The sequence below is a fragment of the Glycomyces mayteni genome (assembly GCF_042428885.1).
Lineage (GTDB): Bacteria > Actinomycetota > Actinomycetes > Mycobacteriales > Micromonosporaceae > Glycomyces > Glycomyces mayteni.
The window spans coordinates 120,392-136,745 of record NZ_JBHMBP010000001.1 but is presented as its reverse complement, the minus strand read 5'-3'; the positions used below and the strand labels follow the sequence as shown (position 1 = coordinate 136,745).

Annotated in this window: 10 protein-coding genes and 1 tRNA gene; 9 read left to right on the top strand and 2 right to left on the bottom strand. The window is 71.8% G+C overall.

Annotated elements, in window-relative coordinates:
* The first annotated feature begins 165 nt into the window (after positions 1-165).
* The gene (locus ACFFXY_RS00645) at positions 166-3,582 is read left to right on the top strand and encodes an adenylate/guanylate cyclase domain-containing protein (protein ID WP_382344863.1); all 3,417 of its coding nucleotides are present in this window, start codon (positions 166-168) and stop codon (positions 3,580-3,582) included.
* A gap of 368 nt (positions 3,583-3,950) precedes the next feature.
* Positions 3,951-5,813, top strand: coding sequence for a serine/threonine-protein kinase (locus ACFFXY_RS00640; RefSeq protein WP_382344861.1), 1,863 nt, complete (start codon positions 3,951-3,953; stop codon positions 5,811-5,813).
* A 97-nt stretch (positions 5,814-5,910) separates the two neighbouring features.
* On the opposite strand, the gene ACFFXY_RS00635 is transcribed toward ACFFXY_RS00640, so the two are convergent.
* Positions 5,911-6,906 (bottom strand): ribonucleotide-diphosphate reductase subunit beta, encoded by a 996-nt coding sequence (locus tag ACFFXY_RS00635; RefSeq protein WP_382344859.1) that lies wholly within the window; start codon positions 6,904-6,906, stop codon positions 5,911-5,913.
* Between the two features lie 94 nt (positions 6,907-7,000).
* On the bottom strand, positions 7,001-9,370 hold the full coding sequence (locus ACFFXY_RS00630; RefSeq protein WP_382344857.1) for a ribonucleoside-diphosphate reductase subunit alpha: 2,370 nt from the start codon (positions 9,368-9,370) through the stop codon (positions 7,001-7,003).
* Between the two features lie 286 nt (positions 9,371-9,656).
* Between ACFFXY_RS00630 and ACFFXY_RS00625 the strand changes: the two genes are divergently transcribed.
* From ACFFXY_RS00625 to ACFFXY_RS00595, 7 genes are all read left to right on the top strand, one after another.
* A tRNA-Arg gene (locus tag ACFFXY_RS00625) sits at positions 9,657-9,729 on the top strand.
* 203 nt (positions 9,730-9,932) lie between these two features.
* A complete protein-coding gene (locus ACFFXY_RS00620) occupies positions 9,933-10,916 on the top strand; it encodes a glycoside hydrolase family 11 protein (RefSeq protein WP_382344856.1) in 984 nt (327 codons plus the stop codon).
* Between the two features lie 89 nt (positions 10,917-11,005).
* The gene (locus ACFFXY_RS00615) at positions 11,006-11,671 is read left to right on the top strand and encodes an LppX_LprAFG lipoprotein (protein WP_382344855.1); all 666 of its coding nucleotides are present in this window, start codon (positions 11,006-11,008) and stop codon (positions 11,669-11,671) included.
* Positions 11,658-13,133 carry an MFS transporter gene (locus ACFFXY_RS00610; protein WP_382344854.1) on the top strand — a complete coding sequence of 492 codons (1,476 nt, stop codon included), beginning with the start codon at positions 11,658-11,660 and terminating at the stop codon, positions 13,131-13,133. Before ACFFXY_RS00615 ends, ACFFXY_RS00610 begins: the two co-directional genes overlap by 14 nt.
* 38 nt (positions 13,134-13,171) lie before the next feature.
* Positions 13,172-13,465 carry a GNAT family N-acetyltransferase gene (locus tag ACFFXY_RS00605; protein WP_382344853.1) on the top strand — a complete coding sequence of 98 codons (294 nt, stop codon included), beginning with the start codon at positions 13,172-13,174 and terminating at the stop codon, positions 13,463-13,465.
* A 134-nt stretch (positions 13,466-13,599) separates the two neighbouring features.
* Complete coding sequence (locus tag ACFFXY_RS00600) at positions 13,600-14,085, top strand: histidine phosphatase family protein (RefSeq protein WP_382344852.1); 486 nt, start codon at positions 13,600-13,602, stop codon at positions 14,083-14,085.
* A gap of 116 nt (positions 14,086-14,201) precedes the next feature.
* Positions 14,202-16,220: a HelD family protein gene (locus ACFFXY_RS00595; RefSeq protein WP_512700547.1), complete on the top strand. Its 2,019-nt coding sequence runs from the start codon at positions 14,202-14,204 to the stop codon at positions 16,218-16,220.
* Positions 16,221-16,354 lie beyond the last annotated feature (134 nt).

Here is a 16,354-nt window from a genome sequence, read left to right as displayed (position 1 = left end):
GGTCCCCTGCTCGGGGGTTTGTGCCTCCGCACACAGGTATCTGTCAGGTAGGCCACGTATCCTTGCCACCGTGAAGCGCAAGATTGGCCCCGTTCCCACAAGGAGTGGGGAACAACACAACCCTGTCTCGGCGTTGGTGCTGCTGTGACCTGCCCGTTCTGTTCCGTGCCCACCGTGCCGGGCGCGCGCTACTGCCACAACTGCGGTGCGCCCCTGTCGCCCGAGGCGACCGCTCCCCAGACGGAGCGGCGCTACGTGACGGTGCTCTTCGGGGACCTTTCGGACTTCACGACCTGGTCGGAGAGCCTGGACCCCGAGCGGGTCTCCTCCGTGACCGACCGCCTCCTCGCCGAGTGCGTCTCCGCCGTCAACGAGTTCGGCGGGCACGTCGACAAGCTCACCGGGGACGGCATCATGGCCGTCTTCGGGGCCCCGCTTTCGCACGAAGACGACGCGGAGCGAGCGGTCCGGGCCGCCCAGGCCATGCAGAAGCGCGTCCGCAGGCTGCTGAAAGCAGAGTCCGGCGGGGGCCTCCCCATCGGGCTGCGCATCGGCCTGCGCTCGGGACTCGTGGTCGCCGGCATGCAGGCGAACCTCGAATACACCGTCATCGGCGACACCGTGAACACCGCCGCGCGCATCTGCGCGATCGCCTCCGTCGGCACCATCTGGGCCGGCGAGGAGACCATGCGCGCCACCAAGCACGCCGCGGCCTGGCGCCGCCTCACTCCCGTGCGCCTCAAGGGAAAGCGCGAGCCCGTCGAGGTGTTCCAGCTCCTGGGCCTCGAAGACGAGCCCGGGACGCGCGCCAGCCTCGGGGACACCGCGCCGTTCATCGGCCGCGACGCCGAGATCGGGCGCGTGACGGGGCGGCTCGAAGCCGTCATCGACCGCGGGGAGCCGCTGGTCCTCATCCACACCGCCGAAGCGGGCATGGGCAAGACCCGCTTCGCGCGCGAGGTCAGAACGCTGGCCACGGAACGGGGCGCCCGGGTGCTGACCGTGCGCGTCGCCCCCTACGGCGAAGGCCGCCGCTTCGGCCCCCTCGCCGACCTCGTGCGCAAGGCCGCGGGCCTGCGCTTCGACGACGACCGGGCCACCGCCGAGGCGAAGCTGCGGCGCATCGCCGACGGCCACGCCGACCACGGCGAGTGCCGCCTGAACATCACCGTGCTCCTCGGGCTCCTCGGCCACGGCCGCCCCGGGGCGGCCGACCGGGTCGGCGGGTTCACCGGGCAGCAGTCCGACGCGTACACGATCCCCGAGGCCGTCGCCGAGCTCATCACGCACATGTCGACGAACACGCCGATGGTCCTCATCATCGACGACCTGCACACCGCCTCGGCCGCGGGCATCGACGCCCTCGGCGTCGCGCTCGCGAAGATCCACGGCCCCGTGCTCGTGCTCCTCTACGGCCGCCCCGAGCTCACCAGGTCCTCCGGCGTCCTCACCCGCATCTCCGAGGCCGAGGTCCACCCGCTGCCGCCGCTCGCCGGCGCCGACGCCGCGCGCCTCCTGCGCGAGTTCCTCGGCGGCGGGCGCCTGCCCAAGCCCGACGAGGACCGGCTCCTCGGCTTCGCCCAGGGCAACCCGTACTACCTGGCCGAACTCGTCACCCTCCTCGTCGAGCAGGATCTCCTGACCGGGACGGGCGACCAGTGGCGCCTCGCCGCGGGCTCGCTCACCGGGAAGGTCCTCTCCCGCGACCTCGCGCAGGTCCTCGGCGCCCGCATCGACGCGCTCAGCCCCGCGGCCCGCGCCCTGCTGCGCGCCGCCTCGATCTTCGGCGACGCCGTCCCGCCGGAGGCCACGCAGCTCCTCGAAAAGGAAGTCCCCGGCGAGTTCGACCTCGCCCTCCAGGAGCTCCTCGACCGCCGCATGCTCCGCCGCCGCTCCTACGGCGGCTACCGGTTCGTGACCCCGCTGCTGCGCCAGGCCGCCTACGCGCCCATCGGCAAAGCCGACGCCGCGCACGCGCACGCCGAGGTCGCCCGCTGGGCCGCCGACACCGAGCTCGAAGGCCAGAGCGCCGACGACCTCGTGGTCTTCCACGCCGAGCAGGCCGTCACCCTCGCCCGCGAAGTCGAGATCGAGGCCGTCGACGAGGTCTGGAACGTCCTCCCGCTCGCCGTCGACGCCGTCCGCAAGCAGGCCGACCGCGCCATGGACGCCTCCGAGCCCGAACGCGCCGTCGCCCTCCTCAACGGCGTCGAGCGCATCGCGGCCCTCTCCCACGACGACCGCCTCCTGCGCGGCCGCGCCCTCACCCGCCTCGGCCGCACCGTCGACGCCGAGGCCGAGATCGAGGGCCTCGCCATCGACATCGGGCTCATCCCCGACGACGACCACGGCGGCGACGACCACGGCGCGGACGAGCACGACGACCACCCCGCGCCGCGCCTGTTCGGCGACGACTTCCCCGAGGACGCCTCCGAACTCGTGGCCCAGCTCCTGCTGCTGCGCGGGCGCCTCCACCGCTACAAGGGCGAGCTCGCCGAGGCCCGCGGGGCCTGGACGGCCGCGCTGGCGCTGTCGCGCCGCGAAGGGCTCGCCGGGCCCCGCTGCGACGCCCAGTGCCGCATCGGCCTCCTCGACTTCCTCGCCGGGCACCTGTCCGAGGCGGAGGCCCGCTTCATGGACGCCTACGACGTCGCGTTCGGCGTCGGCGACGACAAGCGCCTGGCCTGGGCCCTCCAGCACCAGGCGTGGGTGCTCGTCGCCCGCGGCGACTTCGACGGCGCCGACGAGGTGCTCCGGGAGGCCGCCAAGGCCTTCGCGCGCCAGATGGACCTGGTGGGCCGGGCGTGGGTTCGCGGCGTGTCCGCGTTCGCGCTGCTCATGGCCGGGCGGTTCACCGAGGCCAAGCGCCTCTCCGATGTGTTCATGCCCATCGGCGAGCGGAGCGGCGACGTGTTCGCCGTCGGGCTCCTGCGGGCCATCGGCGCCGCCGCGCAGATCGGCCTCGGCCACCCCGAGGGCGCCGACGCCTTGGCGCGCAAGTCCTTCCGCGACTTCGAGCGGATCGACGACGACTGGGGCCGCGGCTTCGCCAAGTACGTGCGGGCCCTCGCGGCCCGCTCGATCGGCGCGATCGACCACGCCCTGGACCTCGCCGCCCACGCCGAGGAGTACGGCGCGAAGACCGGCCACCCGCTCCTGATCAGCCTGGCGCACAACCTGAGGGGCCGCTGCTCTCTCGAAGCGGGGGACCCGGCGACCGCCGAGACCGCCGCCGAGGAGGCGCTCGCGCTGCTCACCGACGACGTCCTCGAACCGGGCCGCGCGGCCAACACCGCGCTCCTGGCCGAGGTGCGCGCCGCCAAGGGCGACCGGGCCGAGGCCCTGCGGATGCTCGAACCCCTTGCGGCGCACTACGACGAGCCGTCCCTGGGGCGTCCGCGGCGGGCCATCGTGGCCCGCTACGCGCGCCTGCTCGACGAGGACGGCCGGCCCGAGGAGGCCGCGAAGTGGGCCCGGCTCGTGCACAAGTCCTTCGGCGAGGACCCGGAGGCCACTGCGTGGGCCGCGGACTACGTCGCCGCCGCAAGGGAACTCGACGGCTCCAGGGCGGCGGGGGCCTGATGCGGGGAGGACGCGGCGGGCGGACGGGCGCTCCCGCGTTGCCCGCCGGAACACCCGTCCTCCCGCGCGCTACACGGGGGATGCGTTCACTATGCGCCACCGGTACTTCGCCCACGGGAAGCGACATATCAACCGTTCGGCCAGTTCTCGCTGGCTTTTCGTCTAGGGGTATACAGAATCGTGGGCGCGTTGCCGTACCGTTATCCGATAGGTCCCATGACTCGGATCCCCCAGGCCCGAGTCGCTTTCGCAACGCAGCGGCGCGCACCCCGGCGCTGACCCGCGCACCCGACCTGAACAGGCTCGACACCGAGTGACGCTTCGGCTTGCACGCTGGCCGAGAACGGAGGCAGTTTCCAGTGGACACCATGTCGTCCTACGGTGCTCCAACCGCTCCCCTCTCCCCGCCGAGAGCCCGGCCCGAGGCCGACCCCGAGTCCCTGCTCCAGGGCATCGAGCGCCTCACCGGCTTCAGCGAGATCGACCGCGGCGCGTACTCGACCGTCTTCAGCGCCACGCGCTTCGACGACGGCGCCGAAGTGGCCGTGAAGATCGAGGCCCGGCCCCTCACCGACGACGCCTCCCGCGAGCGCTTCCGCCACGAGGTCCAGACCGCCGGGCGCCTCTCCGACCACCCCTGCGTCGTCAAGATGCTCTCGGCCGGGCTCACCCACCAGGCGAACCCGTACGTCGTCATGGAGCGGTGCCGCGGCTCCGTCGCCGACCTGCTGGACCGCCACACCACGATCCCCCCGCACCGCACGATCGAGATCGGCATCCGCATCGCCGACGCGCTCGCCGCGGCCCACGAGGCCGGGATCGTCCACCGCGACATCAAGCCCGCGAACCTCCTCATCGACCACCACGGCCACGCCGTGCTCGCCGACTTCGGGCTCTCCAGCCTCATCCCCGTCCCCCGCCCCGGGGAGCGGTTCTCGATGATGGCGACCCCCGCGTACGCGCCGCTGGAGGTCTTCCAGATGCAGCACGTCGGCCCGAGCGCCGACGTCTACTCCCTCGCGGCCACCTTGTACGCGATGCTCAGCGGCAACCCGCCGCGCTTCCCCGCCGAAGGGGGCCTCGACATCAACGAGGTCGCGGCCCTGTTCGACCAGCCGATCCCGGCGATCCCCGGCATATCGCCGCTGCTCCTGGAGATGCTGCGCACCGCGCTCATCAACAACCCCGACGGGCGACCCACCGCGGTCGAGTTCCGCGAGTTCCTCGCGAGCATCCCCGAGGCGTCCACCGGCATCATCCCGCGCGTCACCGACGACCTCCCGCACGCGCCCTCGCCTGCGTCCCAGGGGCTCTACGGCGCGTACACCTCGCCGCCCCTGAACGCGCCGCCCACGGAGTTCCACGAGCCCGCGGCCCCCGGCTACGCCGACCTCGGCGGCGCGCCCGACTCGCCCTCGACGCTCCGCCTCGCCCCGGCCAAGCGCCGCGGCCGCGCCGAGGAGCGGCCGGGCACCGTCCCGGTCCGCCGCCCGGCGCAGGCCGCCGCGGCCCCCGCGCGCCTGCCCAGCCCGCCCGTGAGCCCCCCGGTGAGCCCCGCCCCGGCCCCGAGCCCCGCGCGCGACTTCGCGGGCGAGACGGGCCGCTGGGAGGCCTACAGCGCCGGACGCGACCAGGAACTCGAACGCGACCACGACTCGCGCCTCCCGGTCCCGGTGCCCCGCAACGAGACCGGCCTGACCCGCCGCGAGCGCCGCCTGAATGAGGGCGGCGGCAACGGCTCCGAGATGGGCCGCCTCATCGGCATGGGCGCGGTCGGCCTGGTCATCCTCGGCCTCCTCATCGCGGGCGGCGTGTGGCTCTTCGGCGACGGCGAGGAGCCCGCCGACCTGGCGTCCCAGTCCATGGCCGACGACTACGTCGGCGAGTGCACCCTCGCGGTCGAGGGCGCGGGCTGCGTCACCGAGCCGGCCTGCTTCGACGCCGCGTTCGCCGCGACCGGCTGCGACGGCGCCCACCAGTGGGAGGCGTACGCGACCGGGCAGCTCCCCGAGGGCGTCAGCGACGTCGAGGCCGCCCGCGCCGACCCGGCGGTGGCCGCGGCCTGCGTGAACGGCCAGGCCGACGGCGGCCCGCTCTCGCAGCTCATCTCCAGCGACGCCGTCGACTGGACCACGGACGTGTACGTCCCCGGCGACGGCACGTTCCTGTGCGTCGCCCAGCTCGGCGACGGCACCGAGGCCACGGGCTCGACGTTCGCGCGGGCGGGCTAGCACCGCAACCGAACCAGGCAACGAGGAAGGGGCCCGGCGCGTCGCGCCGGGCCCCTCCTCTTTCAGCCGCGGGCGGGAGACACCCCGCGGCCCGGGATCAGAACTCCTCGTCGAGGTCGACCTTGCCCTCCACGGCCACTTGGTAGGCGGTCGGCCTGCGCTCGAAGAAGTTCGTCAGCTCCTGCACGTCCTGGAGCGCCATGAAGGGGAACGGGTTCTCCGAGCCCCACTTCTTCGGCATGCCGAGGCGCACGAGGCGCTGGTCGGCGGCGTACTCCAGGTACGACTTCATGTCCTTGACGGTCATGCCGGGCATGCCCTCGCCGATGAGGTCCTCGGCGAACTGGAGCTCGGCCTCCACGGCCTCCTCCAGCATGTCGGTGACCTGGCGGCGCATCTCGTCGTCGAACAGCTCGGGCTCCTCCTGGCGCACGATGTCCACGACGCTGAACGCGAAGTTCATGTGGCAGGACTCGTCGCGGAAGACCCAGTTGGTGCCGGTGGCGAGGCCGTCGAGGAGGCCCCGGCTGCGCAGCCAGTACACGTACGCGAAGGCGCCGTAGAAGAACAGGCCCTCGATGCACGCGGCGAAGCAGATCAGGTTGAGGAGGAACTTGCGCCGGTCCTCGCCGGTCTTCAGCTCCTGCATGTCGAAGACCTCGTCGATCCACTTGAAGCAGAAGTCGGCCTTGCGCTTGATCGAGGGGATGTTGTTGACCGCGTCGAACGCCTTCGCGCGCTCGTCGGGGTCGGGCAGGTACGTGTCGAGCAGCGTCAGGTAGAACTGCACGTGCACGGCCTCCTCGAAGAGCTGGCGCGAGAGGTAGAGCCGCCCTTCGGGGGAGTTGACGTGCTGGTACAGGTTGAGCACCAGGTTGTTCGCGACGATCGTGTCGCCGGTGGCGAAGAAGGCCACGAGCCGGTGGATGAGGTGCTGCTCCTGGGGCGTGAACGACGCCAGGTCGGTCAGGTCCGAGGCGAGGTCGACCTCCTCGACGGTCCACGTGTTCTTGATCGCCGCCCGGTACTGGTCGTAGAAGTCCGGGTATTGCATGGGTCGCAGGGTCAGGTTCATGCCCGGGTCGAGCAGCATTGGGCGTCCTCTCGGTTGTCGGTTCGCTTGGGGCGGGCGGCAGTTCGATGTCATGGAGCGGGCGGGGCGCCGCGGCGCCCCGCCCGCAGCGGTCTTACTGGCAGGCTTCGCAGCTCTCCGGGTTCTCCAGGGAGCACGCGATGTCGGCCGGGACGACCTCCAGCTCGGTGGGGGCCTGCTCGGCGGGAGCGGCGCTCACGGTCGTCTGGTTGATGCGCGTGGCCGGGCGGCTGCGCAGGTAGTACGTGGTCTTGAGGCCCTGCTGCCACGCGTACCGGTACATCGACGAGAGCTTGCCGATGGTCGGGCTGGCCTGGAACAGGTTGAGCGACTGGGCCTGGTCGATGAACGGCGTGCGGGCCGCGGCGAGGTCGATCAGGGCGCGCTGCGGCAGCTCCCAGGCGGTGCGGTACCGCTCCTGGAGGTCGGCCGGGATCGCGCTGATGCCCTGGACGGAGCCCTCGGCGACGACGATGGCCTGGCGCAGCTGCTCGTTCCAGATCCCGCGCTCCTTGAGCTCGGCGATCAGGTGGCGGTTGACCTGGAGGAACTCGCCCGACAGGGTCTCGCGCTTGAACACGTTGGAGACGACCGGCTCGATGCACTCGGCGCACCCGGCGATCGAGGCGATCGTGGCGGTCGGCGCGATGGCGATCATGAGCGAGTTGCGCAGGCCGTGCTCGGCGACCTCGCCGCGCACGGCGTCCCAGCGCTCGTTCAGCGTGACGCGCGCGTTCGGGTAGTGGTCGAGGTGGAGCACGCCGTCGGCGGCGCGGGTCTCCCCGAAGTTCGGGTGCGCCCCGAGGGTCGCGGCGAGTCCGGCGGAGGTCTCGAAGGCCACCAGGGCGATCCGCTCACTGATCGCGGTGGACAGCGCGAGGGCCTCCTCGGAGTCGAACGCGAGCTTCAGCTTGAAGAACACGTCGGCGAGGCCCATGCAGCCCAGGCCGATCGGGCGCCACTTGCGGTTGGCCTTCTCGGCCTCGGCGGTCGGGTAGAAGCCCAGGTCGATGGTGCGGTCGAGGAACTTGACGGCGCTGCGGACCGTGGTCTCCAGGCGCTCGAAGTCGAAGCCCTCGGGGGAGCAGTGCTCGGCGAGGTTGACGGACCCGAGGTTGCACACGGCGGTCTCGGAGTCGTTGGTGACCTCCAGGATCTCGGTGCACAGGTTCGACAGGTGGATCACGTTCTCTTTGCGCGCGGTCTGGTTCGAGGTCCGGTTCGCGGTGTCGGAGAAGGTCATCCAGCCGTTGCCGGTCTGGGCCAGGGTCCGCATCATGCGGCCGTACAGCTCGCGGGCGGGGACGGTCTTGCGGGCCTTCCCGGCGTTCTCGGCGGCGCGGTACGCCTCGTCGAACTCCTCGCCCCACAGGTCGACCAGCTCGGGGGTCTCCTTGGGGTCGAACAGGGACCAGGTCGCGTCGTTCTCGACGCGGCGCATGAACTCGTCGGGGATCCAGTTGGCGAGGTTGAGGTTGTGCGTGCGGCGCTCGACGTCGCCGGTGTTGTCGCGCAGCTCCAGGAACTCCTCGATGTCGGCGTGCCAGGTCGCGAGGTACACGCACGCGGCGCCCTTGCGGCGACCGCCCTGGTTCACCGCCGCCACGGACGAGTCGAGGGTCCGCAGCCACGGCACGATCCCGTTCGAGTGGCCGTTGGTGCCGCGGATGAGCGAGCCGCGCGAGCGCACGCGCGACCAGGCGATGCCGATGCCGCCCGCGTACTTCGAGAGGCGCGCGACCTGGCTGTAGCGCTCGTAGATCGAGTCGAGCTCGTCCTTGGGGGAGTCGAGCAGGAAGCACGAGGAGAGCTGGGCGCGCTTGGTGCCCGAGTTGAACAGGGTCGGCGAGGACGGCAGGTACGCGAGGGCCGACATGAGCCGGTACAGCTCGGCGGCCTCCTCCACGGACTGGCTCAGGCCGCACGCGACGCGGAGCATGAAGTACTGGGGCCGTTCGAGGACCGTGCGGTGCTCGGGGTGGCGCAGCAGGTAGCGGTCGTAGACGGTGCGCAGGCCGAAGTACTCGAAGCGGTCGTCGGCGGCGTCGTCGATGACCGCGTCGAGCGCGGCGGCGTTGGCGTCGACGAACGCGACGAGGTCCTCCGAGAGGAGCCCGTTGTCGCGGCACGCGGCGATGGAGGTCGTGAACGAGGTGACGCCCTCGCCCGCGGTCTCGTCCGCGATGTGCTCGGCGAGCAGGCGGGCGGCGAGCTTGGAGTAGGTCGGCTCGGAGGCGACGCTCGACGAGGTGATCTCGACGGCCCGCTCGCGCAGCGCCGCCTCGGTCGCGCCGGGCCACAGGCCGGCCTCGATCTGGGCGATGACCTTCTCGCCGTCCACGTCGGGCAGTCCGGCGGCATGGACGCGAATGCGCTCGGCGATGAGCGCGACGGGGCCCTGCTCGGGCTCCCGCTGCTGCGGAGCGGTGGTGGTGGCGGATGGCGTGGTGGCGAGCCCGGTCATCTCTGCATCCCCTCGTGCTGTTGGTTCTGACAGAGGGGAATCATACATGTTGTGGTCGGGCTCCGGGGTCTCCCCAAGATGATGTGTTTTTCCGGTGATTCGGACGGCGAAACCGCAGCGTGTCCGCTAGGCTCACAGGTTTCGGCGGAGTCAGCCTATGCCCGTCCTCCGACACTCGACGCGCCGAATCGCAGGACGAAACGAAGGTGTGATCCTCGCCGGGCAAACCGCGTTCGATCCCCTCCCCGGGTGCTGATAGCATCGTTCCGTCCGACTCGTCGGGCACGCCTCCGTAGCTCAGTGGATAGAGCACTGGTTTCCGGGACCAGGTGTCGCAGGTTCGAATCCTGCCGGGGGCACGAGCAGGGCCGTCCGCGTTCGCGGGCGGCCTTTTCGCTGTCTTCGGTCCGGAAGTTTCGGAGTGATCGATCAAGAAAGTTCCGATAGTTTTCCGAAAGTCATTGACATGTTCGGGGCGCGCGTCCACGATGGTCTACATCGAGGGATAGACGATTCTCGATACGGCTTCTTCGGCCGTTCCGCCCCCTTTCGAGGAGACAGGATGAAGCACAACCCTCCCCCCAGCCTCTTCAGCCGCAGGAACCTCCTGCTCGGCGGCGCCGGCGCGCTCGCGCTCGGGGCCTCCGGGCTGGTCATGCCGAGCGCCGCGCAGGCGCAGCAGGTGATCACCACCAACCAGGAGGGCACCCACAACGGCTACTACTACTCGTTCTGGACCGACACCCAGGGCCGCGCCTCGATGACCCTCGGGTCGGGCGGGAACTACAGCTCCTCCTGGAACGGCGCCAACAACTGGGTCGGCGGCAAGGGCTGGGCCAACGGCGGCCGCCGCACGGTCAACTACAGCGGCTCGGTCAACCACGGCAGCAACGGCTACCTCGCGCTGTACGGGTGGACCTCCAACCCGCTGGTCGAGTACTACATCGTCGAATCGCACGGCCCCTACAACCCCAGCAGCGGCGCCTCGCAGCGCGGCACGCTCAACACCAGCGGCGGCACCTACTGGCTCGGCCAGTCCACCCGCTACAACGCCCCGTCGGTGGAGGGCACCAAGACCTTCAACCAGTACTGGAGCGTCCGCCAGGGCAACCGCACCTCGGGGACCATCAACACCGGCGAGCACTTCGACGCCTGGGCCCGCGCGGGCATGAACCTCGGCGCCTTCAGCTACTACATGATCATGGCGACCGAGGGCTACCAGTCCACCGGCAACTCCAACATCACGCTCGACAGCACCGGCGGAGGCGGCGGGGGCGGTGGCGGCGGCGCCTGCACCGCGGTCCTGTCCGCGGGCCAGAGCTGGGGCGACCGGTACAACCTCAACGTCACCGTCTCCGGCAAGAGCGACTGGCGGACCACGCTGAACATCCCCTCGCCCGCGAGGGTCCTCTCGACCTGGAACTGCAACGCGTCCTACCCCAGCGCGCAGCAGCTCGTGGCGACCCCCAACGGCTCCGGCAACACCTTCGGCCTCACCATCCAGGCCAACGGCAACTGGAACTGGCCCAGCGTCGGCTGCGCCTGACCCCCTTGGGGAACCCCGGAAGACCGCCCGCTCGCGCGGGCGGTCTTTCTCGGTTTCCCGCCCGGAACGCCGGGGCATAGGATCGCCCTATGCGATCGAAACTCCCCGTGATCGGCGCCGCCGCCCTCGCGCTCACGGCACTCGCCGCCGGCTGCTCCGACGGCGCCGACGAGGTGCCCGCCGCCGACGAAGTGCTGCCCAGCGCGTCGGAGGTGATGGCCGAGGTCGAATCGGTCCACTTCGAACTGGCGGTGGACGGGGAGGTCGAGGGCCTCGCGGTCAAGAGCGCCGACGGCGTGGTCACCGCCGACGGGGACGCCGAGGGGACCGGCACGATCACCGCGCTCGGCATGGACCTGGAGGTCGACTACACGATCATCGGCGAGAGCGCCTACGTCAAGGGCGTCACCGGCGGATACCAGGAGATCCCGGTGGGGGACGAGATGCTCCCCTACGACCCGACCGTCCTGCTCGACCCCGGCGCCGGGATCGCCGCCCTCCTCAACGCCGTCGAGACCGCGACGCCCGAGGACACCGAGGCCGTCGGCGGCTTCGACACTTACCGGTACGAGGTCGTGTTCGACCCCGCGGCGTTCGCGGAGTTCCTGCCCGCGGCCGGGGACTGGAACACCGCGACCGTGTGGTTCGACGAGGAGACCCTCCGAGTCGTCAAAGCCGAGTTCGCCCAAGGGGACGCGACCGTGACGCTCCTGCTCGACGACTACGACAAGCCGGTCGACATTGAAGCCCCCTGAGCCCGCCGCCCCCCGCCGCTCCGGCCTGGCCCTGACCGCCGCGGGCGCGGCCGTCCTCCTCGGCTCGATCGACGCCTACGTCCTCGTCAGCGTCCTGGTCGACATGATCGGCGACCTCGACATCCCCGCGAACCACCTGGAGCGGGCCACGCCCCTGGTCACCGGGTACCTCCTCGGCTACATCGCGGGCATGCCCCTGCTCGGGCGCGTCTCGGACCGGTTCGGGCGCCGCATCGTCATCCACGTGTGCCTGGCGGCCTTCGCGATCGGCTCGGTCGTCTCCGCCCTCTCGGTCGAACTCGCGCCCCTCGTCGCGGGCCGGACCCTCCAGGGCCTCGCGGGCGGGGCGCTCCTGCCCGTGACGATGGCCCTCGCCGCGGACCTGTTCGCCACCGAGCGCCGCGCCGCGGTCCTCGGCTGGGTCGGGGCCGCCCAGGAGCTCGGGGCCGTCCTCGGGCCGCTCGTCGGCGCCGGGATCGCCGCGCTCGTCGGCTGGCAGGGGATCTTCTGGATCAACGTCCCCCTCGCGGCCCTCGCCGCCCTGGCCGTCCACGCCGCGCTCCCGCGGGACGTGCCCCGCCGGGACGCCCGCATCGACTTCCTCGGCGGCGGCCTCCTCGCCGTCGCCCTGGGGCTGTTCACGATCGGCCTGTACAACCCCGAGCCCGAGGACGCGGTGCTGCCGCCGTGGGGCCCGGTCGCGATCGTCGCCGGCGCCGCCGTCCTCGCCCTGTTCGCGATCCAGCAGCGCCGCTCCCCGGTGCGCCTCCTCGAACCCGACGGCGTCAGATGGCGGCCCTACACGGCGGTCCTGGTCGCCAGCGCCGCCGCGGGCGCGGTCCTCATGGTCACCCTCGTCGACACGCAGCTGCTCGCCCAGACCCTCCTGGGCCTGGACTCCGCGGGCGGCGCGCTGCTGCTCATGTGGTTCCTCGCGGGCCTGCCGGTCGGGGCCGTCGCGGGCGGGGCCCTCGCGGGCCGCTACGGCGAGCGCGTCCCGGCCCTCGCCGGGTTCGCCACGGCCGCTTTGGCGTACGTGTGGATCGCCGACGCCGTCCCGCACGTCGCGCTCGGCCTCGCGCTGGCCGGGGCCGCCCTGGGCCTGACGATCGCGCCGCTGTCCTCGGCGGCGCTGCGGGTCGTCCCCGAGGACCGCCACGGCACGGCCGCGGCGCTCGCGGTCGTCGCCCGCATGATGGGGATGCTCATCGGCGTCGCGGCGCTGACCTCCTGGAGCCTCCACCGCTTCCAGGAGTCCACCGCGGACCTCGACACGCCCCTGCCGTTCGGGATCTCCGAGTCGGTCTACCTCTCCCGCCAGGAGGCGTACCTGGAGGCCATCGACCACGCCCTCGCCGCCCAGTACGCCGACGTCTTCACCGCGGCCGCCTGCATCTGCCTCGCCGGAGCCGTCGCCTCCGTGGCGCTGCCGGGCCGGGTGAGAGTGACGAGCGCCGTTTAGCCGGGCCCGGAGGCCGCCGGGCCGGATAGGGTTGGCGCATGGCGGATCTTTCTGTTGTGGAGAACGGCGGCGAGCAGCGGTACGAGCTGCGGAACGACGCGGGCGAGGTGCTGGGGTACCTGGAGTACATGCAGGGGGACGACTTCATCGTCCTGCCGCACACGGAGGTCGACCGGTCGCTGCGCGGGCAGGGCTGGGGCGACCGGCTGGTGCGGCACGCACTGGACGACCTGCGGGCGAAGGGCGCGAAGGCGTACCCGACCTGCCCGTTCGTGGACCGGTGGATGCAGCGGCACGACGAGTACGAGGACCTGCGCTACGTGCCGCAGTAGGGCTGCCGTTCAAGGGCGCTAGGCCGCACCGCCGCGGACTGTTCACCTCCGCGCAAACTGCGGGTTCAACTGCCGTTCACCGGGGGATGAAGCATCGTCGATATGCGACGCTCCCCCGCCCTCCGAGGCCGCTGATGCTGTCGGCGCTCATCCTGCTCCGGCACGTCGCCGACGGGCCCGGCGACCGGCTCACCGACGCCCAGTCGAGGCGCGCCTGGGCGCTCGCCGACTTCCTCCAGCTGTACAACCCGACGGCGCTCCTGGCCGGGCCCGGCCGGGCGTGCGCCGACACGCTCGCGCCGCTGGCGAGCCGCCTCGACCTCCAGGCGCTCGCCTCCCCGGACCTGGCCCGGGACGCGCCCGCGCTCAGCCCCGCGCACGCCGCGGTCTGGCGGGCCGCCCGCGCCCTGCGGTCCCTCCCGGACCCGCGCCGCACCGCGGTCGTGTGCGCCGAGGCCCCGGTGCTGTGCGCGCTCCTGGTCGGCACGGCCGCCCTGGACGGCCACGACCTGGCCGCGCGCTCCCAGGAGCCGGACGGCGACCTCGCCCCCGGCGGCGGGTGGGTCCTCCACCGCGACGACGGGCGGCTGGTGGACGTCAAGCCGCTGAGTGTGCGCTAAATCGTTTGCAGCTCCTGTTCAACCCCCGGTAAGGTCGACGGTTCGCCTTTCAGGCATCCAGCGCCGCGCTCCGCGCGTCAGAAGCATGGTCTGACAAATCCACCGGGGAGACTCCTGTGTCAGAAACCGAACTCCAGGAAGAAATCGCCCGACACGAGCACGCCCGCGTCTGCATGGCGCGGATGCGGGACCTCACCGAGGGCATCCACGACATCTACTCGGGGGACTTCGACGAGTCCGCGAAGAACCTCGGGCTCGGCGACGTCAGGTCCGACCACCTCTTCGGGTGGGCCATGGCCAACTACACCAAGCCCCGCCTCGCCGACCTCACCGACCGCGGCATCGCCCTGTTCTTCGGCCGCATCTGGATGGACGACGGCGAGGACTTCCACATCGGCCGCCGCCACATCCGCGACGAGCGCAACGACCCGATCGTCCTCGACTGGCGCGCGCCCCTCTCCGAGCAGTACTACCGGGCCTCCGTCCACGACCGCCGCGAGGTCGCCAGGCGCCGCCGCTTCGGCTTCAACGGCGGCGCGCTCACCGGCTTCGAGGACGAGAACCTCGTCTTCGGCGAGGAGGTCGCCTCCGACATCCTCACCGCCGAGATCGAGCGCCCCCGCACCGGCCCGATGCGCGACATCGTCGCGACCATCCAGCCCGAGCAGGACGAGCTGATCCGCCGCGGCGCCGAGGCCAACCTGTGCGTCCAGGGCGCCCCCGGCACCGGCAAGACCGCCGTCGGCCTCCACCGCGCGGCCTGGCTGCTCTACAACTACACCGACAAGCTCAACAAGTCCGGGGTCCTCGTCGTCGGCCCCAACGAGGGCTTCCTCAACTACATCGCCGGGGTCCTCCCCACCCTCGGCGAGACCTCCGTCTGGCAGGTCACCGTGCAGCAGCTCACCGGCGCCCACACCGCCACCGCCGCCGACACGCACGAGGCCGCGCTCGTCAAGCACGACGAGCGGATCGCCCTGGTCTGCGAGCGGGCCGTCTGGGGCCACCTCGGGACCGTCGCCGACGCGGGCGTGACCGCCGAGGAGGGCCTGCTCATCGCCGACGGCGGGTGGCGCTGGCGGCTCGGCGCGAGGTTCCTGGAGGAGGCGATCGCGAACGCCCGCAGGCACACCCGCACCTACACGGCCGGGCGCAAGGCCGTCGAGGACGCGATCGTGCAGGGGGTGCGGCGCCAGGCGGAGATCCGGTCGGGGCACTCCCCGGACGCGAAGTGGGGCACGAAGATCAAGCGGACCGAGGCCGTCCAGGGGTTCATGGACGCGGTGTGGCCCAAGCTGAACGCGAAGACCGTCATGAAGAAGCTGTACACGGACGCGGCGTTCCGGGCCGACGCGACGCGCGGCATCCTCACCGAGGCCGAGGCCGCCCTGCTCACCGGGAAGCCCGCGAAGCCCAGCGCCGCCGACCTGCTCGTCGCCGACGAGGTGGAGGCGCACCTGAAGCTGCGCGACCCCTCGGCCTCGTTCGGGCACATCGTGATCGACGAGGCCCAGGACCTGTCCCCGATGCAGTGCAGGGCCATCGCCCGCCGCTCGGGGAAGGGCTCGGTCACGGTCCTGGGGGACCTCGCGCAGGGGACGACGCCGTGGGCCGCGTCCTCGTGGGCGGACCAGATGCGGCACTTGGGGAAGGACCAGGTCGAGCACACCGAGCTGACCACCGGGTTCCGCGTCCCCGCCGTCATCATCGAGCTGGCGAACCGGGTCCTGCCGCACCTGGGCGTGGGCGTAGCCCCGGCCCGGTCGATCCGCTCGGACGGGTCCCTGGACCACATCGAGACCGCCGACCTCGCCCAGGGCGTGCGCGACGCGGTCGCCAAGGCGCTCAAGGAGGAGGGCCTCGTGGGGGTCATCGCCGCGGACGCGCGCGCCGAGGAGCTGCGGCCGCTCCTCGAAGGGACCGAGCGGGTCGAGCTGGTCGCCGCGAGCCTCGCGAAGGGCCTCGAATACGACCACGTGGTGGTCGTCGAGCCCGTCGAGATCGTCGAGGCCCCCGCCACGGGCGGCGCGACGGTCGAGGGAGTCGGCTTGCGGCACTTGTACGTCGCGCTCACGCGCGCCGTCTCGCGGCTCACCGTGGTCCGCTCGCGGGAGCTGCCGGCCCAGATGCGGTGACGCACGGAGCGTGGTCGGTCCGATGTGGCGCCCGCCTCGGTGTTGGTACCGATTTGGTCACAATCATCTGACGCCGAGGCGAACGCCTGGATTGTCGGGCAAAGCGATGAAATCTACGGGTCCTTTACGGATTC